Source organism: Paractinoplanes durhamensis, from assembly GCF_016862175.1.
In the GTDB taxonomy this organism is placed as follows: domain Bacteria; phylum Actinomycetota; class Actinomycetes; order Mycobacteriales; family Micromonosporaceae; genus Actinoplanes; species Actinoplanes durhamensis.
The window spans coordinates 24264-50130 of the sequence record NZ_BOML01000048.1 but is presented as its reverse complement, the minus strand read 5'-3'; the positions used below and the strand labels follow the sequence as shown (position 1 = coordinate 50130).

The window sequence follows — 25867 nt, the reverse complement described above, 5'->3', positions numbered from 1 at the left end:
CCCGAACCGGGTGGCGGACTTTCGTCATGCGGGGTGTGTGTCAGGTCGGCGGCCGCGGGGGCCGGTCGGCCGGGTCGGGCTGATGCCCGGTGCCTGCGGCCGGTGCCTCCGGCCCGACGGCGGTGGCGGGCTGCGTTCCGGCCGGCTCAGCACCGGACGGAACGGGTGGGGCGGGTGGTGCCGGCGGCGTGGGCGGTTCGTCGAAGTTGGCGCCGATGAGCGCGTCGAACTCGGCGGCGACCAGGTCGGGGTCGCTGGTTATCAGTTCGGTGAAGGCCTCGTCGAAGCCACGGTCCCATTCCGGGGACAACGCGGTGCCCGCCTTCGCTACGGGGTCGCTGGTCATGCCGGTCACCACCCGCCACACAATCGGGGTCCTTGCCAGGGCTGACGTGACGAACGCCGGTCAGCCGGCGATCACCTTCTGCTCGGTGTGCTGCCGGCCGGCCACGGTGATCTTGCGGGGCTTGGCCTTCTCCGCGATCGGGATCCGCAGGACCAGCACGCCGTTGTCGTACGCGGCGTCGATCCGGTCGGCGTCCAGGGCGTCCCCGAGGAACAGCTGGCGGGAGAACACCCCGAGCGGACGCTCGGTCACCTGCGCGGTGGCCTGCTCGCCCAGATCGATCGGGCGGCGCTCGGCGCGCACGGTCAGCACGTTGCGTTCCACATCGATGTCGATCGCGTCGGCGTCGACCCCGGGCAGATCGAACGCGAGCACGAACTCGTCGCCGTTGCGGTACGAGTCGACCGGCATCGCTGTCGGCCGTGACCAGGTCCCGGCGGCGGCGGTGCCGAACAGCTGCTGGGCGAGCCGGTTGACCTCGGTGAAGGGTTCGCTGCGCATCAACATTTCCCCACCTCCTGCGGTATCGACTTGACGGTCAATGCGCGATACCGTGTTTCTAACACGTCATCGCGACGATGACAAGTGGGTCGTCAACGAAAAGATGACGTCGTCAGCGAAGAGATGAAAGGGACGGAGACCACATGGCCGACACACCCGCCGGGGCTGCGCTGTCGGCACCCGCAAAGCGGGATCTGGCGGTCGTCATCGCCGCGATCGCCGCCGCCGCACACGCCGTCCAGCAGCCCGCCGCCGACCACGCGGCCCTGCAGCCCGCCGAGCTGCTGGATGCCCTGGTGCTGCTGCGCTGGGCGCAGAGCGAACTCGCCGGCCTCGAACCGACCCTGATCGCCGCCGCCCGCGCCGCCGGGGTCTCCTGGCAGGCCCTGGCCCCCGCGCTCGGCGTGGCCAGCCGCCAGGCCGCCGAGCGCCGCTACCTGCGCAGCACCGCAGCGGCCACCGACCAGCCCGGCGACACCCGTGACGCCCGCGTGCAGGCCGAACGCGACCGCCGGTCCGCCCACCGCGCTGTCACCCAGTGGGCGAACGACAACGTCGCCGACCTGCGCCGGCTCGCCGGGCAGATCACCGCCCTGACCGACCTCGACGAGACCGCAGCCACAGCCCTCGCCCGGCTGCATCAGGCCCTCGGCGACCCGGACGCGTCCGCCCTGCCCGCTCTGCTCGCGGCGATCCACCACCATCTGCCCGAGCATCCCGATCTGGCCGGCCAGATCGACACGGTCACCGCCCACACCGACCACATTCGGCGCCGGCACCCAGCTCAGGGCAGGGGTGGCATCTCCCCGGCACCCGCGGCCGACCGGACGGCACGCTGATCGTTCACGTCCTGGAGCGCCCGGGCGGCCGCCTCAGCGGGCGGGATGCCGGCGACCGACGCGGATCGCAGCAGCGCGGCCAGGGTGTCGCCGATCGCCTCCACCCGGTGCCGGGCCTGGCGTTCCGGCTCGTGGCGCAGCTCGACGGCGGTGGCGTGGATGATGCCGCCCGCGCTGACCACCGCGTCCGGGGCCCAGAGGATGCCGCGCTCGTGCAGCAGGTCGGCGGTCGGCGGGGCGTCGAGCTGGTTGTTGGCCGGGCCGGCGACGGCCCGGCAGCGCAACGACGGGACGGTCGCGGGGGTGAGGACGCCGCCGAGGGCGGCCGGGACCAGCACGTCCACCTCGGCGCTGAGGCAGTCGGCCGGGCTCGTCCACGTCGCCGCCGGGGCCAGCGCCCGCCGTGACTCGTCGATGTCGCTGACGGTCAGCTTCGCGCCCGCGTCGGTCAGCAGGCCGGCGACGTGCGCGCCGACCCGGCCCAGGCCGAGGATCGCGAAGCTGTGCCCGGCCAGGTCGGGCGAGCCGAACAGGGCGGCGCACACCGCCTTCAGCGCGGCGACCGTGCCGATCGCGGTGGCGGGGGAGGAGTCGCCGCTGCCACCCAGCGCGGCCGGGCGGCAGAAGACGTGGCCGGTGCGCTCGCCGATGACGGCCATGTCGTCCGGGCCGGTGCCGACGTCCGGGCCGGTCGCGTAGGCGCCGTTCAGCTCGGCGATCGTGGTGGGCGTCGTGCAGGGCGGCGCGGCGCAGTTCCGGGTCGATCGGGCCGGGCGGCAGCGCGATCACCGTCTTGCCGCCGCCGTTGGGGAGGCCGGCCAGGGCGCACTTGTCGGTCATCGCGGCCGACAGCCGCAGCGCGTCGGCCAGGCCGTCCGGCCAGTCCGGGTAGGCCTTCATCCGGCAGCCGCCGATCGCCTGGCCGCGGGCGGTGGAGTGGACCGCCACGACGATCGGCAGGCCGGACTCCGGGCCGCGGCGCACGATCACCCGCTCATGCGAGAACATCGCTTTCCTCCGTACAGTTGCTCGGGTCAATGAGCAGAAGTTAGGCGCCTGGCCTGGGCCCAACGGGGTTTGCCGAACGAAGTTCGGCGGCGGAGGGAAAGTGGTGGTCGTGGACGACGTTGATTCGGCGATCGTGCGGGAATTGCAGCGCAACGCCCGGCAGACCAACCGCGACCTGGCCCGCGCGGTCGGCATCGCGCCCTCTACCTGCCTCGAACGGGTGCGGCTGCTGCGCGACCGCGGGGTGCTCACCGGCTACCACGCGGAGATCAGCCTGGCCGCGCTCAACCGGCACGTGCAGGCCTTCCTGCACGTGCAGCTGCGGCCGATGAGCCGGGACGTGATCGAGGGCTTCAAGGCGTACGCGACCGGGCTGCCCGAGGTGCTGAGCGTGTTCGTGGTGGCCGGTGGCGACGACTTCCTGGTGCACGTGGCGGTGCCGAGCGTGGACGCGCTGCACTCGTTCCTGATGGACAAGTTCACCGGCCGCCGCGAGATCGTCGGTTTCCGCAGCTCGGTGATCTACCAGCACGCCCGCAAGCCGGTGATCGAGTCGCTGGATTAGCTGGTCAGGGTGTATTCGCCGGCGGAGGGGACGCGGACCAGGGTCCAGACGCCGCTCTTCTCGACGACCGCGCCGCCGGAGGCACGCAGCCAGCGGTAATGGCGGACCCGGATCACCACGTCGCCGGCGCGTTCGGCGCGGAACGTCACCGCGTCGGCGGTCTGGGCGACCATGGTGGCCGGCGGCGCGACGATCGGCTGCGGGTCGGCCACCCGGTAGAGGTGCCAGTGGTCGCCCCGCCAGATCTCGGTCAGGTAGGGCAGGCCGGCCGTGACCAGCGCCGCCTCCGGGCGGCCCGACCAGGTCAGCTCGGCGTCGGGGACGGCCACGAACTGCACGGCCACGTCGGCCAGCCAGGTGCGGTAGCTGTCCGCGGTCAGGGCGACGCCGGTGCCGGTGGTGCCGGGGATGTCGGCGAAGAACAGCGGGTTGCGGTCGATGTCGGCCTGCCGCAGCCAGCCGCGGGCCAGCGGCACGTCGCCCAGGTGGGCGGACTCCCAGTAGTCGCGGGTCGGCGGGATCTCCACCCGGCCGGTCAGCGTCTCCTGGCCGAGGCGGGCCAGCAGGGGCGTGAAGTAGGCGCGGTCGGCGGTCGGGTTGCCCAGGTCGCGCACGTCGCCGGTGACCACCGGCGGTTGCCACCAGCACGCTACGACCAGTAACGGGAGCACGGCCCAGAGCGGAGCCGGCGGCCGGCCGGCTTTTTCGTGCAGGCCGGGCGGCAGTTTCGGTAGCGGCAGCGCGGCGTAGGCAGCCAGCAGCGGGAGGGTGAACATCACCGCCAGGCGGGTCGCGTTCAGGCCGACCGGGGTGTGCACCAGCGCGGCGGCCAGCACGCCGAGCGCCGACAGCACCGCGCCGATCCGGACCGGGCGGGCCGGGACCAGCAGCGCCACCACCAGGCTCGCCACCACGGCGCGCAGCGTGTCGGTGTGGCTGATGTTCATCCAGCCACCGTCGCCCAGCCACAGCGCACTCGCGCCGAGCGGCACCGCGGCCGGCACCGCCACCAGCAGACCGTCGAGCATCCGGCCGGACAGCAGCAGCGCGGCGCCGGCGAGACCGAGGAACAGGCCGGCCACCGGGCTCGTCGCGCCGGCCAGCAGCGCCGCCACGGCGGCGAGAAAGCGCAGCCTGGGCACGGTGAGCAGGGTCAGAGCACCAAGACCCAGAGCCACCCCGATGGCGTACGTCACCCGCCCGCTCACCAGGTTTCCGGCGATGCAGACCGTGCCGACCAGGGCGCCGAGCCACGGACGGGCCGCGGCGGTGCGGCGGAACAGCACGGCCAGCAGGGCGGCCGACGCGACCAGGGCGAGCGCGCCGGTGACCCGGACGCCGAGCAGCGCCATCACCGGCGGCGAGACCAGGCTGTAGCCGAGCTGGTCGACGCCCGCATACCAGCGCAGGTCGATCGGGGTCCAGCCGTGCCCGGCGAAGAAATCGGCCCGGGCCACCTGGGCGGACAGGTCCGAACCCATCGGCGGAAGCACCAGGTAGACCACGGCCAGCACCACCGCGACTCCGGCGGTGCCCCACTCGAGCCGATGCCGGGTCAACACCCGCCCGACCCTACCGGTCCGCCGAAAGGTAGCAGCGCGTCACGGTAGGGTGCTCGCCGTGCCCCGCCCCACCCGAGTCCGTTACGCCGGGCTGGCAGGAAGTCTGTTGCTCGCCGTGGCCGCCTACCTGGGCGGCGCGCACCGTCCGTGGTCGCCGACCGTCACGCCCGCCACCATCTACTTCGGCGACAACGGCGTGCTGCTGCCGGTTGCCTGGCTGGCCGGCACCGCGCTGCTGATCGGCGCGTGGTGGGTGGGGCGCCGGGACATCCCGTCGGCCCGGTGGGCCTACGTGACGGCGGCGCTGTGGATGGTGCCGCTGCTGCCGTTCCTTCCGCTGGGCAGCTACGACGTCTACTCGTACGCGTGTCAGGGGTGGCAGCAGGCGGCCGGGCTGGACCCGTACTCAGGCGGGGTCGATGTTCTGGGTTGTCCCTGGGCCGACGGCGTCGCGCCGACCTGGCGGGCCGCCCCGGCGCCGTACGGCCCGGTGTTCCTGCTGCTGGCCGCGGCCGCCGCGAAGCTGGGCGGCTCACTCTCCGGAACCATCGCGGTGTTGCGTCTCGTAGCGGTGCTCGGCGTGGGCCTGATCGCGGTGTCGCTGCCCGCGATCACCCGCCGGTCCGGGGTGCCGCTCAAGCGCGCGGTGTGGCTGGCGCTGGCCTGCCCGCTGATCCCGATCCACCTGGTCTCCGGCGCGCACAACGACGCCGTGATGATCGGTTTCCTGCTGGCCGGGCTGGCCCTGGCCGCGGCCCGGTGGCCGTGGGCGGCGGGCGCCCTGTTCGGTCTGGCGATCGGCGTGAAGGCGACGGCGGTGGTGGTGGTCCCGTTCGCGGTGCTGATCGTGTTCGCCTACCGGAAGTGGCGGGCCGCGGCCGAGCTGCTCGCCGCGCTGGCCGTGACCCTCGGGGTGGTCTCGCTCGTGTCCGGCCGCGGGCTCGGCTGGATCACCGGGCTGACCGGGAGCGGCGCCTCGGTGCAGTGGACCTCGCCGCCGACCGCGATCGGCATGACGATCGGCCTGTTCGGGGTGGACGCGGTGCCGGTCACCCGGATCCTCGGGATCGTGGCGCTGGCCGTCGTGCTGGTCGTGCTGTGGTGGCGGGTGCTGCGCGGCGCCGACGTGTGGATCTCGACCGGTTACGCGATGGCGGCCACCGTGCTGCTCGCCCCGGTGTTTCATCCCTGGTATGCGACGTGGGCCCTGGTGCTGCTGGCGGCGACGCTGCCGCGGGAGACCCGATGGGTGACCGTCCCGGCCGCGGTCGTGTCGGCGCTGTGCATGCCGGACGGCTACAACCTTGCGCTCGCGGTCAAGACTCAGGGTGCCGTCGCGATGACGGCACTTATCTGCTACATCGGGTATGTCCGATTCAGGAAAGCAAAGTATGCGGTTCAAAGTTCTGGTTCTCAGCCTGCTGGCCCTGATCACGCTGCTGATCAACTATCTCGCCGAGACCCGTAACGGATATTTCGACTCGAAGGTCTACTACGGCGCCATCCAGTACTGGTTCAACGGCGACGGCGGAATGGTCTACGACTGGCTGCGGCCGGGCTCGCCGTACGGCTTCACCTACCCGCCGTTCGCCGGTCTGGTCATGTCGCCGATGTCGGTGCTGCCGTTCGGCCTGGTCGTGGTGATCGCGGTGGTCGGCACCGTGCTGACCACCGCGCTGCTGATCTACTGGTTCACCGGGCCGCTGATCGCCCGGATGGGCTGGCCGCGCTGGTTCGCCCTGGGCATCGCGATCTGCCTGGCGATCTCGTTCGAGCCGGTCCGCGAGACGATCACCTTCGGCCAGGTCAACACCCTGCTGCTCACCCTGGTCGCCGGCGACATGCTGTTCGGCGTGGCCAAGGGCCGCCGCTGGGCCGGCGTCGGGATCGGGCTGGCCACCGCGATCAAGCTGACCCCGGGCATCTTCATCGTCTACCTGCTGATCACCCGGCGGTGGCGGGACGCGGCGACCGCGGCCGGCACCGCGGCCGGGGCCACCCTGGTCGCCGGGGCGATCTTCCCGGACGAGACCCGCGAGTTCTGGACGTCGGCGCTGTGGGACACCAACCGGGTCGGTGTGCTGTCGTTCCTGTCCAACCAGTCCGAGCGCGGCTTCCTGGCCCGGCTGCCGATCGAGCAGGCCGAGTCGAAGGTGTGGCTGGTCTGCGTGCTGGCCACCCTCGCGTTCTGGGCCTGGCGCGTCCGCACGGCGCCGGCGGACGTGGCCGGCGGGCTCGCCCTCACCGGTGTGGTCGGCTGCCTGATCAGCCCGGTCACCTGGGTGCACCACTGCGTCTACCTGATCCCGGCGCTGGTCCGCTGCGTCGACGCCGGACTGTCCGGCCGGGACCGCAAGCCGCTCTACCTGGCCGGCGCGGCCTATCTGGTGATGACGTCGCGGGTCACCTGGCTGTGGGAGAAGGGGCCGCGGCCGCCGCTGGCGATCATCGGCAGCAATCTTTATGTCTATTTCAGCCTGGCCCTGCTGATCTGGACACCCATCGGCACCGCGCGTTCGTCCGACGTCAAGGAGCCCGACAAGATCTTGACGTAGGCAGAGCGCATGCCTTTACGCCGTACCACCTCGGCTGTTGCCCTGATGGGCCTCGCGGCCGCGCTCAACGTCGCGCCCGGCGCGGCGTCCGCGCACGGCCGCACCCACGATGCTGAATTCCGGCGCCTGGCCACGTTTCCCGCGTACCTGAACTCGTCGATCGGCGACGCCGCCGCGGCGGAGATCTCCACGGTGACCGCGGACGGCCGGACGGTCGTCTACACCGACAGCCCGGGCAAGCGGCTCGGCTTCGCCGACATCACCGACCCGGCCGCGCCCAAGCCCGGCGGCACCCTCGCCGTCGGCGGCGAGCCGACCTCGGTCGCGCACCTCGGGCACCTGCTGCTGGCCGCGGTGAACACCCGGACCAGCTTCACCAGCCCGTCCGGCAAGCTGGTCGTCGTCGACGACCGGACCCGCGCGGTGGTCCGCGAGATCGACCTGGGCGGGCAGCCGGACTCGGTGGCGGTGGCGCCGAGCGGGCGGTACATCGCGGTGGCGATCGAGAACGAGCGGGACGAGGACGTCGACGACGGCGCTCTGCCGCAGTCGCCGGCCGGCTATCTGTCGGTGATCGACACCCGTACGTGGAAGGCCTCGGCGGTTTCGCTCTCCGGTCTTTCGTCGGTGGCGCCGAGCGATCCCGAGCCCGAGTACGTGAGCATCAACGCGCGGGACGAGGCAGTGGTTTCGTTGCAGGAGAACAACCACATTGCGGTCGTTTCTCTTCGGAATAAAACGGTCATAAATCACTTCTCGGCAGGGTCGGTCACCGTCTCCGGGGTAGACACTCTCGATGACTCGCAAATCGTCCTTAATGGAACGATCACCGCGAAGCGGGAGCCGGACGGGGTCGCCTGGATCAGCGACGACCTGTTCGCCAGCGCCAACGAGGGCGACTACGAGGGTGGCTCGCGCGGCTGGACGATCTTCGACCGCGGCGGCAAGGTGGTCTGGGACGCCGGTAACTCGCTCGAGCACATCGCCGTCGAGCACGGCCTCTACCCGGACGGGCGGTCGGACGCCAAGGGCATCGAGCCGGAGAACGTGGCGTTCGCCCGGATCAACGGCGTGCCGTATGTCTTCGTCAACGCCGAGCGGGGCAACTTCACCGCCGTCTACGACGTGTCCGATCCGCGCCGGCCGCGCTTCACCCAGATCCTGCCGACCGCGGCCGGGCCCGAGGGCGTCGTCGCGGTGCCGTCGCGCGGTCTGCTCATCGTGTCCAGCGAGACCGAGGACCCGGCCGTCAACCTGCGCGGGGCGGTCAACATCTACGGTCTCGGTCACGGACAGTTCCCGTCGATCGTCTCCGAGGACCTGATTCCCTGGGGAACTCTGGGGGCGCTCTCCGCCGTACCCGGAAAGTCTTCGCAGTTGGTCTCGGTGACCGACGCCGCCTACTCGCCCACCCGGATCCTCTCGATCGACGTGCGGTCGACGCCGGCCACCATCGTCGGGCAACGCACCGTCACCAAGGACGGCAAGCCGGTGGGGTACGACGCGGAAGGCCTCGTCGCTCGCAAGGCCGGCGGATACTGGCTCGGCGTCGAAGGCTCGGCGACCAAACCCAACCTGCTGGTCCGGCTCAACGCGGCCGGTGCCGTGCAGCAGGAGATCGGTTTCCCGGCCGACATCGCCGCCGCGGTCACCACCAACGGCATCGAAGGCGTGGCCGAGGTGGGCGACTACGTGTGGGTGGCGGTGCAGCGCTCGCTGAAGACCGACCCGCAGACGATCAACCGGATCGGCCGCTACGACACCAGGACCGGCGAGTGGGCGTGGCTCGGCTATCCGGTCGACGCGGCCCCGCTCGGGTGGTCCGGACTGTCCGAACTGGTCGCGGTGGACGGCAACACGTTCGCGGTGATCGAGCGGGACAACCAGCGCGGCCCGCAGGCGTCGATCAAGAAGATCTACGAGTTCGACGTCCCGGCCACCTGGACCGGCTTCCCGACCGTGCCGAAGCGCCTCGCGAAGGACCTGCTGCCGCTGCTCAAGTCGGACCACGGCTGGGTGCAGGACAAGATCGAGGGCCTCGCGATCGCCGGCAACGGCCATGCCTACGCGGTGACCGACAACGACGCGCTGGACGACGCCACCGGCGAGACGCAGTTCTTCCGCCTTAATCAGCCGCCTGACATGGCGCTGATGCCGATGTCAGCGCCATGTCAGTGGCTCGGGTCACACTGGCCGGCATGACTGATGCCATTGTCGCCGAGGGGCTGGTCAAGCGCTTCGGCGAGACGACCGCCCTCGGCGGCGTCGATCTTGCCGTACGCGAGGGGACCGTCCTCGGCCTGCTGGGCCCGAACGGTGCCGGCAAGACCACCGCGGTCCGGGTCCTGGCCACCCTGATCCGGCCCGATGCCGGACACGCCACCGTCGGCGGTTACGACGTGGTTCGCCAGGCCCACCAGGTGCGAAGCCAAATCGGACTCACCGGCCAGTACGCCTCGGTCGACGAAACCCTGACCGGCGTGGAAAACCTGCTGCTCATCGGCCGCCTGCTCGGCCTGTCCCGGCGCGATGCCCGGGCCCGCGCGCACGAGCTGCTCGGCCAGTTCCACCTCGACGACGCCGCCGACCGCGCGGCCGGCAAATACTCCGGCGGCATGCGGCGCCGCCTCGACCTGGCCGCCAGCCTCGTCGGCAAACCGCGGATGCTCTTCCTGGACGAGCCGACCACCGGCCTCGACCCGCGCAGCCGCAACGAGATGTGGGACATCATCCGGCTGCTCGTCCGCGACGGCGTCACCGTGCTGCTGACCACGCAGTATCTCGACGAGGCCGACCAACTGGCCGACGAGATCGTGGTGATCGACCACGGCAAGGTCATCGCCACCGGCACGTCCGACCAGCTCAAGGCCCGGACCGGCGCGCAGACCGTCACCGTGCGACCGGCCGTCGAGGGCGACCTGCCGGCGATCGCCGCCCTGGTCGGCGAGATCGCGGCCGGCCCGGTCGACGTGCGCGGCCCGATCGTCTCCGCCCCGGTCACCGACCCGGCCGCCCTGGCCAAGCTGGTGCGCCGGCTCGACGAGAAGGACCTCGCGGTGAGCGAGCTGGCGCTGCGCAGCCCGAGCCTCGACGAGGTTTTCCTGACTCTTACCGGGCATACGACGGAGGAACCATGACCGCCACTGTGGAATCCCGGGTCAGTCCGATCGTCGCCGTGCGCAACACCGGCACGCTCGCCTGGCGGACCCTCGTGCAGATCAAGCACAACCCGTTCGAGCTGCTCGACTTCAGCGTTCAGCCGATCATGTTCCTGGTGCTCTTCACGTACGTCTTCGGCGGCGCCATCTCCGGCTCGACCGGTGATTACCTGACCTTCGGCCTGCCCGGCATCATCGTGCAGAACCTGCTGTTCGCCACCCTCAACACCGGCGTCGGCCTCAACACCGACATCAGCAAGGGCGTCTTCGACCGGCTCCGGTCGCTGCCGATCTCCCGCTGGTCGCCGCTGTCCGGCCGGATCGTCGCCGACGTGATCAAGCAGGCCTGGGCGGTCACCCTGCTGCTCGTGGTCGGCACCATCCTCGGTTTCCGGATCGGCACCGGCCCGGTCGAGGTGATCGGCATGTACGGCCTGCTGCTGGTCTTCGCGTTCGCCACGTCCTGGATGTCGGTGCTGGTGGCGATGCTGGTCAGCGACCCGGAGAAGGTGCAGATCTTCGGCTTCGTGCTGCTGTTCCCGCTCACCTTCGCCAGCAACGCGTTCGCGCCGACCGCGACGATGCCCGGCTGGCTGCAGGCCTGGGTCAAGGTCAACCCGGTGTCGATCCTCGCCGACGCGGTCCGCGGACTGCTCAACGGCGGTCCGATCGCGACCCCGGTCACCCAGTCACTGATCTGGGCGGCGATCCTGCTGGTCGCCTTCGCCCCGGTCTCGGTCTGGGCCTTCCGCCGCCGGGTCTAGCAAGCCGGTCACCATCGCCGTGGTCGTTCCGGCCGCCCGGCGGTAGGCCGCCTCGAAGCCCGCGTCGCCCAGTGCGGCGCGGGCCTCGAACGTCAGCCGCTCGACGTCCGGCACCGTGCGATCCTCCGATCCGCGCACCGCGTCCGCGGCCCCCAGCAGGTAGGCGGCCCGCTCCGGATCGCCCTCCCGGATCGCCAGGTCGGCGATGCCGACCACGACCATCGCGATCACCGGCGCATCCCGGGTGTCCACCGCGATCCGCAGGGCCTCGCGGTGGTGGCGCCGGGCCCGCCCCAGATCGCCGGCGGCCGCCTCGACCAGGCCCTGCGTGCCGAGGGTCACCGCATAGAACTGCGGCGCGAACACCGGATTGCCCATCAGATGCGCCGACCGGCCGATCATCTCGCGGGCCACCTCCAGGTCACCCTCGAGCCGGGCGAGCGTGGCGTAGCCGTACTGCACCGACGCCAGCACCTCGGGCAGGCCGATCTCCAGCGCCGCCTCCCACGACTGCTTCAGCACCCGCCGTGCCTCGTCCGGCTCGCCGGCCAGGTAGAGCTGATGCGCCAGCTTCGTCTCCAGCTGCGGCAGGTCCTCCCGGACGCCGACCTCGCGGACCAGCGCGATCGCCTCCCGCTGCAGCCGGACCCCCTCGACGAAGTCGCCGCCGCCCGCGACCATGTCACCGAGCGCGCTCAGGGTGAAACCGATGCCCCAGCGCTCGCCCAGCTCCCGGAAACCGGCCAGCGCCTCGCGCATCTCCGCGATCGCCACCACACCGCTCTGCCCGAAATTCAGCCGCAGATGCGCCACGATCATCTTCGCGGCCGAGCGCAGCCACAGGTCCGGGTCCTCGAACAGCGGCTCCACCGCGCGGAAGCCGGCCTCCATGTCCGGGTTGTCGAAGATGGCGGCCAGCGGCTGCAGCAGCCGCAGCGCCGGATGGGCGGCGTCCGGCCCGGCACCGTTCACCTCGGCCAGCCGCAGATGCTCCTGCACCACCGCCATCGACAGGGCCCCCTCCAGCCCGTTGATCGCGGCGAACGTGTGGGTGAGCGCCAGATCCTCCCGGCCGGTGTCGCCCGGCAGGCCGGCCGCCTCGGCGGCCAGGACGGCGCCCTCCATCCGGTGCGCGCGCAGCCACCAATACCACCCCAGCCGGGCCACGAACGCGGTCGCCGTGGCCTTGTCGCCGGCGTCGATCGCGGCCCGGGTCGCCGCGTGCAGGTTGTCGTGCTCGACGCTGAGCCGGCGCAGCCACACCAGCTGGTCGGCGCCGCGCAACTCCGGCTCGGCGTCGGCGGCGAGCGCCAGCAGCCAGCCGGCCAGGGCCATCCGCTGCGACTCGGCCTCGCCCGCCTCGGCCAGCCGCTCCAGGCCGTACTCCCGGATCGTCTCCAGCATCCGGTACCGCCCGTCCGGCGCCAGCACCAGCAGCGACTTGTCGACCAGGGCGCCGAGCAGGTCGAGGTCGGCGTCGCAGACCTGCTCGACCGCGGTCACGTCGGCGCCGCCGGAGAACATCGCGAACCGGCGCCACAGCCGGCGCTCGTCCTCGCCGAGCAGGTCCCAGCTCCAGCCCACCACCGCGCGCAGCGTCTGGTGCCGGGGGAGAGCCGTCCGGCTGCCGCCGTTGAGCAGGCGGAACCGGTCGGCCAGGCGGTCGGCGAGCACGGCGATCGGGAGCGTACGCAACCTGGCCGCGGCCAGCTCGATGGCCAGCGGCATGCCGTCCAGCGCCCGGCAGATCCGGACCACCGGCTCGACCGTGCCCTCGGTCAGGGTCACATTGGCGGCGCGGTCGAGCAGTAGGCGTACCGAAGGAAATGCCGACGCCGACGCGGAATCCGCACCCACCGGGGGGAGAGCCAGCGGCTCGACCGCATGAAGCCGTTCGCCCGGAATCCCGAGCGGTTCCCGGCTGGTGGTCAGCAGCCGCAGGCCGGGCGCCGCCCGCAGCAGCACGTCGGCCAGCTCGGCGGCCGCACCGATCAGATGCTCGCAGTTGTCGAGGATCAGCAGCATCTCGCGGCCGGCGAGCGCCTCGGCCAGCCGGTGCAGCGGCTCGCTCGGCGCCGGCATCGCGGTGGTCCGCCCGATCAGCACCTGCCCGCGCAGCCGCAACGCGGTCTGCACGGCCTGCGGCACCTCGGCCGGATCGGTCACCGGCGCCAGCTCGACCCGCCACACCTCACCCGGCACCAGCGCGCCGACCTCGACCGACAGCCGGGTCTTGCCGTTCCCGCCCGGCCCGAGCAGGGTGACCAGGCGATGGTTCGCGATCAGCGCGCGCACCTCCCGGACGTCCCGCTCCCGGCCCACGAAACTGCTCACCTCGGCCGGCAGGTTGCCCCGGGCCGGCGGCGGCACCGCCCGCAACAGCTCCAGATGCAGCTCGGCCAGCTCGGCCGACGGGTCGATGCCCAGCTGATCGGCCAGCCGCGCCCGGGTCGCCTCGAACACCTCCAGCGCCCGGCCCGGCTTGCCCTGCGCACGCAGCGCCCGCATCAGCAGCGCGGCCAGCGGCTCGTCCAGCGGGTGACTCGCCACCAGCCCTTCCAGCTCCGGGACCACATCGTGCTGCCCGATCTGCCCGGCCAGCCGGCGCCGCAGCGTGGCCAGCCGCAGCTCTTGCAGGCGCACCGCATCGGCCCGGGCCACCGCGGGGAAGTCGAGGTCGCCGCGCCACAGTTTCAGGGCGGCTTCCGGGTTGTCCGCCGCCTCGTTGAGGAAACGGTTTGCGTCGATCCGGTCGGGGTCGATGACCAGGCGATAGCCGTTCGGGGCGACCTCGACGATCAGCTCCGGGGTGGTGCGGCGCAGCCGGGAGACCAGCGCCTGCAGCGCGTTCCCGGCCGCCTGCGGCGGCTCGTCACCCCACACCCCGTCGATGAGACGGTCGGCGGTGACGACGCGGTTGGCGTCGAGAGCGAGAAGAAGCAGGAGGGTACGCAACCGGGCGCCCGCCACCGGCACCACGTCACCGGTGCCGGCACGCAGCTCGACCGCCCCGAGCACCGCAATCTCCACCCGTACGATTCTGCCCGCCCTGTCGAGCGGGATACGACCCGCGGTCCGTAGGCTCCGCCGAGGCGTTGAGACGTCCCTTTCCGGCCACATCCGCCTGCCGACCCTCGGTTGGCCGCCAAGCAGCGAAGGCGGCCAACATCTAGCGAATGGGTCATTTGCTCATAGTTTCGAGCGTAAATCTGTTAGCGCGGTGCCGAGAGCGCCGGGTGCTGTCGGCGAGGCAATTCAGTAATATTTGGCTATATGCGCAGAAAGCTGAGCGACGAATCCTGCGTAGCCAGAGGAAGTGGGGTCCAGTTCGCGCCACCCGAAATTATGGGTGTGTTCGAATTTGGGGCCGGTCAAGCCCATTCTGATTTTGGCGCATCTGTTCGGTTCCTTTTTGCTGGCTGGGCAGTTCGGCCTGCTCGTCGCGACTGCCCATGTCGCTTGATAGAGGCGGTCCTCGATGAGTCGCTGGCACGGGAGGCGCACTCGATCAATATATGACCAGTTGTCAAAAATTTCGTCCTTGGCCAGCATGCCGCGATCGTGTTTACCGCCCAAATTGGCAGAACGCTCGTCGTCTTCGATGACGAATATGTACCCCGCCCAAAGGTCGCTGTCGATTAATCCCGCCTTGCGTGCGCGCGCGAGGTCAATAGCATTTCCGATAGCTTCCTCGGCCCGGTTGTTGGCATTGTTTCCATAGGACGGCCCGTTTGACTTTTTAATTCAATTGCGACAATCGGAGCGTTTAGGTGGTAGACGACCACGTCCCATTGTTTGGTCGGCCGATAGTAGCCGGGAAGCGTGTAGCCATCGGTGGAATTCTTTCGCCAGTATGGATCAGTTTCGGGCACTCTGTAGTGAACCGCGTGGCGTGGTGCACCTGCGGCGACGCATACTTCCGCCAAGAGTTGGGCGACTCGGTCCAGGTGAGTGCCGGACGTTACGCCGGCACGTTCACCAACATCGGTGATGCCGCGAATGGTCTGCTGATCTTTTGCGTGGGCTCTGCTGGTCCAATACGCGAGTAGTGCGTCGTGGACGTCGTTTTCCTGATCGGGGGTCACAATTTCTCCAACGCCTCGAATACGTTGGCCAGAACCCTACAGACTGCTCAATGGAGTCGATCGGAATGACGCGCCGCAGTGGCGGTGTGTTTATTTTCGATTGCACCGCTCACCCCGAGGTTGCTCGACGAGCGCTTCCCGGGATCAGCCATCCAAACGGCAGATGACTAGATCAGATCAGGATTTGGCGCGGGTAGGCCTCCAGGGAAAGCGGCACGGATATCGGCCGCGAATCGAGCCCAGCCAACGCTAGAATCTGGTTCATACCAATTGAACGGATTTTCCTCCACCGCGACCGCCCAAGCCATGTGAAAGAGGCCACTCTCGCGCATGCGTCTGCACATTATCGCCATGCGCTGGAGGTAAGACGCGCCTTGGAACTCCTCGTCGGGGTTACCGAGAGGATTTCCTACGCCGACTGGCCGCGTGCTGTCTTCGTTGGCGCCCATGATGAAGACGTAGGCACGTCGCATGCGCGGTGGAAGAATTCCGCGTAGCTCTGCCTGTCGAGCATCCTCGGCCATGCCAAAGATCTCGTCAGCCCGATTGTTGAGGTTTTTGCCTTCGCTCCCGCTCATCGACTTGTACTCGACAGCGAGCACGGGAACCTCGTCCTTCAGGACGACCAGGTCCCAAGACTTGCTGGAGCGGTAGTAGCCGGCAAGGGTTGCTGCGCGGTTGGTCCTCACTTCGAGTCCGGCGGTGCCCGTGCCGTGTACTTCATCGACAACCAGCTGATTGATGGCGTCCAGATGGCGGCCGCCGGTGACCGAGCTGCGTCGACCCTGTTGTGCCTGGCCTGAGGCGACCGAACTTGCAGCCTGTGCATTGCGGACAGTTATCCATGCCAGCAGGGCGGCGCCCAAGCGCGCCTCCATAGCATCGTCCATCGCATGTCTCCCCTGGGTGAGGGGAACACCATACTGGGTGCCTTCGCGCTTGAGTCGATGACCCTCAGTCAGGAACTGATTCAACTCCGTACAGGCGCAGGGCAATCTCTGTGGCTGCTGCTGTGTCCCGCGCCTTGAAGGCCACTCGCAAGCACTCTCGATCGTCAGGGCTGATGGTTTCGAACCGGGGTACCCGGATTCGGCGGAGATACTGGGCTTGGAAGCGCAGGGTTCCACCGCGCATTCGGACGCAATATGTCGATATAAAAAGCTCTGCTATATCGCTTAACAGCAGACCGCCCAGGACCTCCAGATCCCAGTTGCTGTCATTCTCGTGAATCCAATAAAGATTGTGGTGCGGGTAGTACTCGCCTTCGTCGAGCACTGGCCAAATGCGGCTACTCATGTCGGCGAGGAGCAGCTTTCGGCGTGTCTGCAATCCTTCGATCACTCGGTCGATGGTCCGGTGCTCGCGTCCGGGATTGCGTTTACCGACGTTGCGACCTGCCAGTGTTTGCCAATGTCCTCGGAGGTATGCCGCCATACGCGGCCATTTCGTGAGATCGACCAGACCATCGGCAGCCCACGGGTTGACGAGATAGTGACGGGACCACCTCACCTCGCCGGACTGCAGGTCTCCTCGCATGACCATCGGCAGCATGCGTTCGCGCTCGGCGACTGAGGCGTCGTCTGTCACGTAGATTTGATCAGCCCCTGAGGCCAGTCCGATCCCGACCTTCGCTCCCGTGTCTTCCAGGAGAGGGAACCGCTCTTCAAGGTCGGCAACCAAGGCAAGGCGGTCGGGGCTTCCCGTCGGCCAGCCTGCTTGGGTGGTGAACCAGTGCCCTAGCCAGGCTGCCGAAATCGCTTCGCTGTGCAGGGGATCGCCGGGGCCGGCTCGGAACCATCCTGCCAGCAATGTTGCGTCACGCTCACCGAACCTTGCATTGGTGTCTGCGATGACTGCAGGTCCTTGTTCGCCAGAACGAATCACAGTGACTGCCGGGTATGCAGCTACTTGCTCTTCGAATGCGTCGACATCATGCATGGAGATTGCTGCCTCTACCGCATATTCGGCGGCGACGAGGGCGCGAATGTCCTTACCATACGCATTACGCATCCAGCGGTCGGCGCAGATGTATCCGAGCCGACCGCCGGGTTTTAGGCAGCGCAGACCGCGCTCGTAGAACCCGACGAAGATGTCCGCTCGCCCGCCCATCGTCGGGCACGCCGACCGGTAGGCATTCGACCGGGCTTCCGGTACGTCTTCGAGTCGAATGTAGGGAGGATTTCCGACAACGAAGTCAGCGGCGGTCTCGTCGTGTGTCTGGAGGAGGAAGTCGCCTTGCGTGATCCAGGCCTTGGCCAGCCTTGTGGCTGTCGGCATGTCGACGTCATGAGCCTTCAAGAGCTGCGTGACCGCAACGCGTGCCGCTTCAACGTTCACGGGGAGCAGATCGTATGCACGGATCGCCTTGGAAGCGCCCGAGATCTGACGGTCGTGCTTCTCGCAGCTCTTGACGAGGCGCTCGACCAGCGGCAGGAGGAAGGCGCCGTGGCCGCACGCAGGTTCGACGATCAAGAGGTCCGAGAGATCCTCGGCAGGGTCGTAGCCCACTAGGTCGAGGATGAGCTCGACGACCCACCGACGCGTGAAGATCTCGCCGTGGTTTTCGAGCGGGTCGGGTTGAACTGCGTGCAGGGACAGGAGGAGCTCCCGGTTGTCGAGTAGTGCGAGCTGGATCGACTGTCGAGTGCTCCGAGTGTATGACCTGCGCTTTGGCATGCTGGTACGCCCTGCCGCGGTTGCCGCCCATTCGAACATGCGTCTCATAGTTTCACGTCATCTAGTCGCATGTACAGACGCAGGTATGTCTCTTTTGGGTTCAGCCTCCGTCGCGAGCGCCAGGCTGCGAGCTGGCTCGGCCGCGACGGGGCCCGGCCAGCAGAGTTACCAGGGCAGCCGCGGTCAGAAGCGCGGCAATCAGGAAAGTGCTGCGTACGCCGGTGTGGGCCAGCAGCACGCTGCCGATCAGGGCGCCGGAGGCGATGCCGACGTTGAACATCGCCGAGAAGACCGCCGAGGCCATGTCGGTGCTGCCCGGGGCGACCTGGAGCACCCGGCTCTGGAAGGTGGCCGGGATCTGCGGCATGGCGAAACCCCACACGGCGACGCAGACCACCGTCGCGGCCTGGCCGGTGCCGAACAGGTAGAGAGTCAGCAGCGTCGCCGACAGGATCACGAGCGGAGCGAGCATCGCGGCGCGGGGTGCACGGTCGGCGAGGGCGCCGCCGGCGGCCACCCCGCCCGGGCCGGCCAAGCCGTAGACCAGCAGCAGCACGCTGACCGTCGCCGGGGCGAAGCCGCTGACCTCGGTGAGGAACGGAGAGATGTACGTGTACGCGGCGAATACGCCGGTGATCGCCACCGCGGTGGCCGCGACGATGGTCCAGTAGCGGCGCGAGTCGGGGGCCGATCCGGTGGCCGCGTGGCCTCCGTCCGGCGAGGACGTCGGCATCAGGATCGCGACCCCCGCCAGCGACAGCAGGCCGAGGCCGGCGACGGCCAGGAACGCGGTACGCCACCCGGTCTGCTGGCCGAGCCAGGTCGCGGTCGGCACCCCGAGGACCGAGGCCAGCGACCCGCCGCCGATCAGGGCGGCGGTGACCCGGCCACGCACCTGCGGCGAGAACAGTGCGGCCGCGGCCGGCGGCGCGACCGCCCAGAACACCGCCTGCGCGAGCGCGGTGACGACCCGCCCGCCCAGCAGCAGCCAGTAGCCGCCGGTGACCGACACGCAGGTCGCCACGACGAAAACGGCCAGCAGTCCGGCGATCAGATGCCGGCGCGGAATCCGCCGGACCAGATGGGTGAGCGGTAGCGACGCGATCGCCACGGTGACGCCGTACCCGGTGACGAGAAGCCCGGCGGTCGATTCGGAGACCCCGATGTCATCGGCGATCACCGACAGCAGCCCGACCGGCAACATCTCCACCGTGAAGAACGCGAACCCGGCCAGCATCAGGGCCCCCAGCGCGACCACGCTGCGCCGTCCCGTGGCCGTCTGGTTGATCACCTGATCAGCGTAGATCCTCCGTACAGCCGATTTAGCCGCGCGCACAGCGCCCGACTGGCAGGCTGCGGGCATGCGCGCACGAATCGACCACCGCGGTCTCTATGTAGACCTGATCCCGGACGACGGCCAACTGCTCGGCCTGGTCCGGGCCGTCCGCGCCGCCGGCCTGGCCACCATGCAGATCGAGCAGACCAGCGACGACAACGGCCTGGCGGTGAGCGTCCCGCTCCCCGACGGAGCTTTCGCCGCCCCGACCTTCGCCGCCATGCTCCTGATCGTCGCGGAGGTGGACAACCGCCCGGCCGCCACTTTGATCGAGGACTTCCGGTCTCGTACCGGCTTCGACCAGAAGCTCTACCAACAGTAAGAACGGCGGCCGCGCCAAGCGCGACCGCCGTCCTCGTTACGTCAGGTCAGACGTTGTAGTACATCTCGAACTCGTGCGGGGTGGGGCGCAGGCGGACCGGGTCGATCTCGTTGGTTCGCTTGTAGTCGATCCACGTCTCGATCAGGTCGGGGGTGAAGACGCCGCCGGCCGTCAGGAACTCGTTGTCGGCCTCGAGGGAGTCGAGGACGGCGTCGAGCGAACCCGGGACCTGCTTGACGCTGCCCCACTCCTCCGGGGGCAGGTCGTACAGGTCCTTGTCGATCGGGGCCGGGGGCTCGATCTTGTTCTTGATGCCGTCGAGGCCGGCCATCATCTGCGCCGAGAACGCCAGGTACGGGTTCGACGACGGGTCCGGGACGCGGAACTCGATGCGCTTGGCCTTCGGGTTGCTTCCCGTCACCGGGATGCGGGTGCAGGCCGAGCGGTTGCGCTGGCTGTAGACCAGGTTGACCGGGGCCTCGTAGCCGGGCACCAGGCGACGGTACGAGTTGACCGTCGGGTTGGTGAAGGCCAGCAGGCTCGGCGCGTGGTGCAGCAGGCCACCGATGTACCAGCGGGCCATGTCGGACAGGCCGGCGTAGCCGGTCTCGTCGTAGAACAGCGGCTCGCCGCCGAGCCACAGGCTCTGGTGGGTGTGCATGCCGGAGCCGTTGTCGCCGAAGAGCGGCTTCGGCATGAACGTCGCCGTCTTGCCGTGCTCCCAGGCGGTGTTCTTGATGATGTACTTGAACAGCTGCATCTGGTCGCCGGCGTGCAGCAGGGTCGAGAACTTGTAGTTGATCTCGGCCTGGCCGGCGGTGCCGACCTCGTGGTGCGAGCGCTCGACGGTGAAGCCGGTGTCGATCAGCCGGCGAACCATCGAGTCGCGCAGGTCGCTGTAGTGGTCGAGCGGCGAGACCGGGAAGTAGCCACCCTTGTACGCGGTCTTGTAACCGCGGTTGCCACCCTCCTCCTCCCGGCCGGAGTTCCAGGCGCCCTCGATCGAGTCGATGTAGTAGAAGGCCTGGTTGGCGGCGGTGGAGTGGCGGATCGAGTCGAAGATGTAGAACTCCGCCTCGGCGCCGAAGTACGCCGTGTCGGCGATGCCGCTGGACGCGAGGTAGGTCTCGGCCTTCTTCGCCACGTTGCGCGGGTCACGCGAGTACGCCTCGCGGGTGAACGGGTCGTGGATGAAGAAGTTCAGCGCCAGCGTCTTCTGGGCCCGGAACGGGTCGATGAAGGCGGTGGTGACGTCCGGCAGCAGCATCATGTCGGACTCGTGGATGGCCTGGAAACCGCGGATCGAGGATCCGTCGAAGGCGAGGCCGTCGGTGACGACGCTGTCGTCGAACGATTCGACCGGGGTGTTGAAGTGCTGCATCACACCGGGCAGGTCACAGAATCGTACGTCGACGAACTTGACGTCCTCGTCTTTGAGGTATCGCAGGAGTTCCTCGGGATTGGCGAACACACGTCCTCCTGGCACATGATTCGATACCGGGGCGGCGTGAATCCGCCGCGTGGCTAGGCTGGTCGCGACGCTATGGGTACGGAGTTGCCCGGGCGTATCCCTATTGTTTCCGTCGTGTTACGGAAGCTGAGAGCCTGAGCCGTAGAGCATGGCGCGACACACCGGAGGGTATCGCGGCTGCGGCGGCGGCGCGCCCGGTCGGCGAAACCGGCCCGGTTACGCTGACCTCATGGCAACGACCAGCGAACAGCCGCCGGCCCTCGACCCGGGGCGGACCGAGACGGCCTCGTTCGGCCGGCGGTTCGTCGCGCTGCTGATCGACTGGGCGGCCTGCACGCTGGTGGCCAGCTTCCTGGTCGCCGATCTGCGCACCAACGCGTGGCCGCAACTGGGCGTCTTCGTGCTGGCGCACGCGTTCTTCGTCGGCCTCTTCGGACAGACGCTGGGCATGGCCATCGCCCGGATACGCTGCATCTCCATCGCGGACGGTGGCGGGATCGGGATCCCCCGGGCGCTGTTACGCGCGGTGCTGCTGGCGCTGGTGATCCCGGCGGTGATCTCCGATGGGGACGGTCGGGGACTGCACGACCGCGCGGCCGGGTCGGTCATGACCGTACTCAGCCGTGGTTGATTCCTGGGCCGCGGTTGATTCTTACTCTGAGGCGGGAACGGCCGCTGCCGGGACGGGGCGGTGTTGACCTCGTACGATTCGCGTTGGTTTTGTGGTCTTTCAGCGTTGACGCTGCTGGCGGAACGCGCCCTTCGACGGCCGCATGTTTTTCGGGATCGCGCCCTTGGGCATCTGCGGGCGCGCCATCAGGGCACCGAGGCGCTTGTCGAGGGCGTTGACGTCCTTGCCGGTCAGATTGCGCGGCAGGCGCATCAGGGTGGAGCGCAGCTTGCGGATGGCGAGCTGGTTTTCCTCCGTGCCGATCACGAAGTCGTAGATCGGGGCGTTGCCGATCACCTTCGACAGGCGCTTCTTCTCCTGGCCGAGCAGGCCGCGCACGCGCTGCGGGTTGCCCTCGCCGAGCAGGATGACGCCGGGGCGGCCGATCACCACGTGCACCATGTCGAACTGGGTGGTCGAGCTGGCCGCGGGGCGGACCCGCCAGTCACCGCGCATGTTCTCGATGAGCGAGGCGGCGGCGCCGGGCTGGCCCTCCGCGGCATTCATCATCGCGGCGTTGGAGCGCAGGTTGAGCACGATCACGGCGGCCAGCAGGGTGACCATCACGCCGATCGGGATCCAGATGTAGCCACCGGTCAGGAGAACGACGAGCACGGTGAGCGCGACCGGGATCAGAACCGCCGCAGCCAGCAGCGGAATGAACCACTTGTCCTGCTTCGCCGTGAACGAGAACACCTGGCCGATCTGCTTCAGGCGCTCGCCGAACGACACCTTCTCCTGGGGGTTTGCCATAACCCGGAAGTGTAGTGGGACGGCGGTGCCTTACGCGGGGCGGGCGGCTGCCGAGTCCTGGGTAAGGAGGGTGCGGGGCGCAAGATGAGGAGGCTTCCCCATGTGGCGGGGGTGCCTTCGGGCGAAGAGTCGTTGTCATCAGCTCTTCGAAAGGTGCATCCCGATGTTTCCTCTCTCCGATCCCACCCTCCGGCTCGATCTGCACCACCAGCGCGTGGCCGAGATGATCCGGGCGGCCGACCAGCACACACTCGCGCGGTCGGCCGAGCCGGCCGGGCGGCACCGCAGGTTCGGCCGGTGGCGGCGGCCCGCACGGCACGGGGGCGTCTCGCGGGTGACCGCCACCATATGAACGGGGGCCGATTCTTGTCGTACCCCGATGGCATGCTCGACCTCATGACAGCGCATGTGCACAGCGAGGTTCTGGTCGGCCGGGAAGCCGACCTCGCCCAGCTGCGCGACGCGTTGAAGCGTGCCCGCAGCGCCGAGCCGTCCACCGTTCTGGTGGGCGGCGAGGCCGGGGTCGGCAAGACCCGGCTGGTCGAGGAGTTCTGCCGCACGCTGGCCGGGGAGCCGGTCCGGGTGCTCTGCGGGCAGTGCCTCGAGCTGGGCGAGGAGGGTCTGCCGTTCGCGCCGTTCGCGGCCGCGGTGCGGGAGCTGGTCCGGGCCGAGGGGACGGCCGTTCTCGACGGGCGTGAGCGGGAGTTCGCCCGGCTGCTGCCCGAGCTGGGCCCGCCACCCGAGCCGGGGGACGCCCGGCGCGGCCTGCTCTTCGAGTCGGTCGGTGCGCTGCTCGAGCGGATCGGTTCCGATCGGCCGGTCGTTCTGATCATCGAGGACCTGCACTGGGCCGACCGGGCCACCCGTGACCTGATCGGCTTTCTGGTGCGGTCGGCGCGGGTGCCGCAGCTGCTGCTGATCGGCACCTACCGCACCGACGAGCTGCAGCGGGGGCATCCGCTGCGGGCGTTCCTGGCCGAGCTCGACCGGGTGCGCGGGGTGCAGCGGCACGAGGTCGACCGGCTCGACCGGGACGGCACCGCCGAGTTGCTGACCCAGCTCCTCGGCGTCGAGCCCACCGACCGCACCGTCGACTCGGTCAACGAGCGTGCCCAGGGCAACCCGTTCTTCATCGAGCAGTTCGCGTCGGCCGGCGATCCGGGCTGCAGCGACATCCCGACCAGCCTGCGTGACCTGCTGCTGTCCCGGGTCGACCAGTTGTCCGAGCCGGCCCAGCAGGTGCTGCGGGTGGCCGCAGTCGGCGGCACCCAGTTCGGGCACGAGCTCCTCGCCCGGGTCGCCGGTCTCGGCGAGGCCGCGCTCGAGTCGGAGCTGCGGGCCATCGTCGCGGCCCAGTTGATCGTCTTCGACCCCGACGGGGGCTACGAGTTCCGGCACGCCCTGGTCCGCGAGGCCGTGCACGACGACCTGCTGCCGGGGGAGCACGCCCGGCTGCACGGGCGCTACGCGGAGGCGATCGAGGCCGAGCCGCACCTGGTGCCGACCGGGCGGGTGCCCACCGAGCTGGCCCATCACTGGCACGCCGCGCGCGACCATCCGCGGGCGCTGGTGGCGGCCAAGCGGGCGGCCGACGCGGCCGGCGGCAGCTTCGCCTTCGGCGAACAGGCCCGGCTCCTCGACCGGATGCTCGAGCTGTGGGCGGATGTGCCGGAGGCCGAGAGCCTGCTCGAGATGAACCACCTCGACCTGCTCGAGGAGGCGGCGCTCGTCGCGATCGACGCGGGGGACCACAAGCGCGCGCTGTCGCTGACCCGGGCGGCGCTCTGCGACCTCGACGGGGAGGCGTCGCCTATGCGGGCGGCGCGGCTGCTGCTGCGCCGGGCCAAGCTCCTGCGCAACGAGGGCAAGAGCGACGGGCGGGCCGAGTGCGTCGAGGCCCACCGGCTGCTCGGGCTGGCGCCGCACGGGGCCGACCGGGTGCGGCTGCTGGCCGACCTGGCGCACGTCTATTCGAGCGTCGACGGCGAGCAGGCCTCGCTCATCGCGCAGGAGGCGGTGGCGGCGGCCTCCGCCGAGGCCGATCTCGCGGCGACGGTGGCGGCCGAGGTCGCGCACGGCGAGGTGTGTGCCGGGCGGCTCCCGCCGGAGGAGGCGTTGCTGACGATCATGGCCGCGGCCGAGCGGGCGCGGGCGGCCGGTGACTGGTCCAGCCTCATGCACGCCCTGGTGGCGATTTCCGACACGCTCTATGCGCTGGGGCGCTACGAGGAGTCCGCGGCGGCGGCCGCCGAGGGGGTGCCGCACGCCGACCGGGTGGGGGTCAGCCGCACCACGGGGGTGTTCCTGCGGGCCAACCACGCCGAGGCGCTGATCGCGCTGGGGCGGTGGGACGAGGCGGACACGCGGCTCGCCGAGGCGGCCCGGCACGACCCGCCGGGGCGGCTCGCGCTGCCGTGGGTGCGGCAGCGGGCCTGGCTGCGGCTGGCCCGCGGGCAGGACGGGGCCGAGCCGCTGGTGCGGCAGGCGACGGCGTGGTTGAGCAAGACCTTCCTGCAGGCGGAGAACCGGCTCTACCTCCTCGACCTGCGGATTCTGCAGGCGCTGCGGTCGGGCGATCTGCGCGAGGCGGCCGAGGTGGCCCGGGCGGCCGTCGCGGAGCCGGGGGTGGTCGAGCAGCCGCGCTATTCGTGGCCGTTGCTGGCCACCGTGGCTCGGGTGGCGGTGGACGTCGGCGACCCGGCGCTGGCTACAGCGGTCGCCGAGGCGGCCGCTCGCGTGCCGTGCCGGCATCCGGCCGAGCGGGGGTTCGCGGCGCAGGTCCGGGCCGAGCTGTCCGGCGGGGTGGAGCTCTGGCATCACGCGGTGGAGGCGTGGCGGGCCGATGGTCATCGGTATGAGCTGGCGGTGGCGCTGCTGGGGCTGGCCGAGGCGCAGGCGGCCGATCGCGGGGCCGCGGCCGAGACGCTCGACGAGGTCAGTGCGGTTGCCGAGGAGCTGGGGGCGGGGCCGTTACTGGCGGCGGCCGATGCGCTCGGGCGGCGGCTGGGGGTTCGGGCCTCGGTCGCCGTGGTGGTCCCCGGGGTCGAGGCGCTCACCGCGCGGGAGCGGGAGGTACTGCGGCTGGTGGCGGAGGGGCTGAGCAACAGCCGGATCGCTGCGAGCCTCTACATCTCGCCCAAGACGGCAAGCGTCCACGTCTCACGGATCATCGCGAAGCTTCAGGTGACCAACCGCGGCGAGGCGGCTGCGGCTGCCCACCGTCTGGGCATGCTCACCGACTGAGCGGACCCGGCGC

21 protein-coding genes and 2 pseudogenes are annotated in these 25867 nt (G+C 69.8%); 11 read left to right on the top strand and 12 right to left on the bottom strand.

Annotation, left to right across the window (positions count from 1 at the left end):
- Window positions 1–40 precede the first annotated feature (40 nt).
- Together Adu01nite_RS29325 and Adu01nite_RS29320 are read right to left on the bottom strand one after the other, a co-directional pair.
- Window positions 41–346: a hypothetical protein gene (locus Adu01nite_RS29325; RefSeq protein WP_203731402.1), complete on the bottom strand. Its 306-nt coding sequence runs from the start codon at window positions 344–346 to the stop codon at window positions 41–43.
- Between the two features lie 60 nt (window positions 347–406).
- A complete protein-coding gene (locus Adu01nite_RS29320) occupies window positions 407–853 on the bottom strand; it encodes an Hsp20/alpha crystallin family protein (protein WP_203731400.1) in 447 nt (148 codons plus the stop codon).
- Between the two features lie 137 nt (window positions 854–990).
- Here Adu01nite_RS29320 and Adu01nite_RS29315 point away from each other — a divergent pair, with 137 nt between their 5' ends.
- Window positions 991–1686, top strand: a complete 696-nt coding sequence (locus Adu01nite_RS29315) for a type III effector protein (RefSeq protein ID WP_203731398.1) — start codon at window positions 991–993, stop codon at window positions 1684–1686.
- Here the strand turns inward: Adu01nite_RS29315 and Adu01nite_RS48015 are convergent.
- The gene (locus Adu01nite_RS48015; RefSeq protein WP_239132780.1) at window positions 1632–2345 is read right to left on the bottom strand and encodes a Glu/Leu/Phe/Val dehydrogenase family protein; all 714 of its coding nucleotides are present in this window, start codon (window positions 2343–2345) and stop codon (window positions 1632–1634) included. The genes Adu01nite_RS29315 and Adu01nite_RS48015 overlap by 55 nt on opposite strands.
- Window positions 2346–2517: 172 nt before the next feature.
- Window positions 2518–2586: pseudogene (locus tag Adu01nite_RS48970) on the bottom strand (hypothetical protein); the annotation flags it as partial.
- 217 nt (window positions 2587–2803) lie between these two features.
- On the opposite strand from Adu01nite_RS48970, the gene Adu01nite_RS29305 reads away from it, so the two are divergent.
- A complete protein-coding gene (locus Adu01nite_RS29305) occupies window positions 2804–3259 on the top strand; it encodes an Lrp/AsnC family transcriptional regulator (protein ID WP_203731396.1) in 456 nt (151 codons plus the stop codon).
- Here the strand turns inward: Adu01nite_RS29305 and Adu01nite_RS29300 are convergent.
- Window positions 3256–4821 (bottom strand): hypothetical protein, encoded by a 1566-nt coding sequence (locus Adu01nite_RS29300; RefSeq protein ID WP_203731394.1) that lies wholly within the window; start codon window positions 4819–4821, stop codon window positions 3256–3258. The two genes, Adu01nite_RS29305 and Adu01nite_RS29300, sit on opposite strands and share 4 nt — an antisense overlap.
- 58 nt (window positions 4822–4879) lie before the next feature.
- On the opposite strand from Adu01nite_RS29300, the gene mptB reads away from it, so the two are divergent.
- The 5 genes from mptB to Adu01nite_RS29275 are packed head-to-tail and all read left to right on the top strand — an operon-like array spanning window position 4880 to window position 11298.
- The gene (mptB, locus tag Adu01nite_RS29295) at window positions 4880–6289 is read left to right on the top strand and encodes a polyprenol phosphomannose-dependent alpha 1,6 mannosyltransferase MptB (RefSeq protein ID WP_239132779.1); all 1410 of its coding nucleotides are present in this window, start codon (window positions 4880–4882) and stop codon (window positions 6287–6289) included.
- On the top strand, window positions 6213–7376 hold the full coding sequence (locus Adu01nite_RS29290; RefSeq protein WP_203731389.1) for a glycosyltransferase 87 family protein: 1164 nt from the start codon (window positions 6213–6215) through the stop codon (window positions 7374–7376). The genes mptB and Adu01nite_RS29290 overlap by 77 nt, the downstream gene beginning before the upstream one ends.
- Before the next feature lie 9 nt (window positions 7377–7385).
- The gene (locus tag Adu01nite_RS29285) at window positions 7386–9578 is read left to right on the top strand and encodes an esterase-like activity of phytase family protein (protein ID WP_203731387.1); all 2193 of its coding nucleotides are present in this window, start codon (window positions 7386–7388) and stop codon (window positions 9576–9578) included.
- Complete coding sequence (locus tag Adu01nite_RS29280) at window positions 9575–10513, top strand: ATP-binding cassette domain-containing protein (RefSeq protein ID WP_203731385.1); 939 nt, start codon at window positions 9575–9577, stop codon at window positions 10511–10513. The genes Adu01nite_RS29285 and Adu01nite_RS29280 overlap by 4 nt, the downstream gene beginning before the upstream one ends.
- Window positions 10510–11298 (top strand): ABC transporter permease, encoded by a 789-nt coding sequence (locus Adu01nite_RS29275; RefSeq protein ID WP_203731384.1) that lies wholly within the window; start codon window positions 10510–10512, stop codon window positions 11296–11298. The genes Adu01nite_RS29280 and Adu01nite_RS29275 overlap by 4 nt, the downstream gene beginning before the upstream one ends.
- On the opposite strand, the gene Adu01nite_RS29270 is transcribed toward Adu01nite_RS29275, so the two are convergent.
- The 5 genes and pseudogenes from Adu01nite_RS29270 to Adu01nite_RS29245 all read right to left on the bottom strand — a co-directional run bounded on the left by Adu01nite_RS29270 (window position 11224) and on the right by Adu01nite_RS29245 (window position 19350).
- On the bottom strand, window positions 11224–14328 hold the full coding sequence (locus tag Adu01nite_RS29270) for an AfsR/SARP family transcriptional regulator (protein WP_203731382.1): 3105 nt from the start codon (window positions 14326–14328) through the stop codon (window positions 11224–11226). The two genes, Adu01nite_RS29275 and Adu01nite_RS29270, sit on opposite strands and share 75 nt — an antisense overlap.
- A 225-nt stretch (window positions 14329–14553) precedes the next feature.
- A pseudogene (locus Adu01nite_RS48010) lies at window positions 14554–15383 on the bottom strand (PaeR7I family type II restriction endonuclease).
- A gap of 167 nt (window positions 15384–15550) precedes the next feature.
- Complete coding sequence (locus tag Adu01nite_RS29255) at window positions 15551–16357, bottom strand: PaeR7I family type II restriction endonuclease (RefSeq protein ID WP_203731378.1); 807 nt, start codon at window positions 16355–16357, stop codon at window positions 15551–15553.
- On the bottom strand, window positions 16338–18098 hold the full coding sequence (locus tag Adu01nite_RS29250) for an Eco57I restriction-modification methylase domain-containing protein (protein WP_239132778.1): 1761 nt from the start codon (window positions 18096–18098) through the stop codon (window positions 16338–16340). The genes Adu01nite_RS29255 and Adu01nite_RS29250 overlap by 20 nt, the downstream gene beginning before the upstream one ends.
- A 61-nt stretch (window positions 18099–18159) precedes the next feature.
- The gene (locus Adu01nite_RS29245; RefSeq protein ID WP_203731376.1) at window positions 18160–19350 is read right to left on the bottom strand and encodes an MFS transporter; all 1191 of its coding nucleotides are present in this window, start codon (window positions 19348–19350) and stop codon (window positions 18160–18162) included.
- Window positions 19351–19420: 70 nt separating this feature from the next.
- Here Adu01nite_RS29245 and Adu01nite_RS29240 point away from each other — a divergent pair, with 70 nt between their 5' ends.
- Complete coding sequence (locus tag Adu01nite_RS29240; protein WP_203731374.1) at window positions 19421–19717, top strand: hypothetical protein; 297 nt, start codon at window positions 19421–19423, stop codon at window positions 19715–19717.
- A gap of 46 nt (window positions 19718–19763) precedes the next feature.
- Here the strand turns inward: Adu01nite_RS29240 and glnA are convergent, their stop codons facing one another.
- The gene (glnA, locus tag Adu01nite_RS29235; protein WP_203731372.1) at window positions 19764–21188 is read right to left on the bottom strand and encodes a type I glutamate--ammonia ligase; all 1425 of its coding nucleotides are present in this window, start codon (window positions 21186–21188) and stop codon (window positions 19764–19766) included.
- 229 nt (window positions 21189–21417) lie between these two features.
- Between glnA and Adu01nite_RS29230 the strand changes: the two genes are divergently transcribed.
- A complete protein-coding gene (locus tag Adu01nite_RS29230; protein WP_203731371.1) occupies window positions 21418–21819 on the top strand; it encodes an RDD family protein in 402 nt (133 codons plus the stop codon).
- 99 nt (window positions 21820–21918) lie between these two features.
- Here Adu01nite_RS29230 and Adu01nite_RS29225 read toward each other — a convergent pair whose 3' ends face one another.
- The gene (locus Adu01nite_RS29225; RefSeq protein ID WP_203731369.1) at window positions 21919–22611 is read right to left on the bottom strand and encodes a DUF4191 domain-containing protein; all 693 of its coding nucleotides are present in this window, start codon (window positions 22609–22611) and stop codon (window positions 21919–21921) included.
- A 163-nt stretch (window positions 22612–22774) separates the two neighbouring features.
- Here Adu01nite_RS29225 and Adu01nite_RS29220 point away from each other — a divergent pair, with 163 nt between their 5' ends.
- Both Adu01nite_RS29220 and Adu01nite_RS29215 read left to right on the top strand, forming a co-directional pair.
- On the top strand, window positions 22775–22963 hold the full coding sequence (locus tag Adu01nite_RS29220; protein WP_203731367.1) for a hypothetical protein: 189 nt from the start codon (window positions 22775–22777) through the stop codon (window positions 22961–22963).
- A 44-nt stretch (window positions 22964–23007) separates the two neighbouring features.
- Window positions 23008–25854 (top strand): helix-turn-helix transcriptional regulator, encoded by a 2847-nt coding sequence (locus Adu01nite_RS29215; RefSeq protein WP_239132777.1) that lies wholly within the window; start codon window positions 23008–23010, stop codon window positions 25852–25854.
- Window positions 25855–25867: the final 13 nt, after the last annotated feature.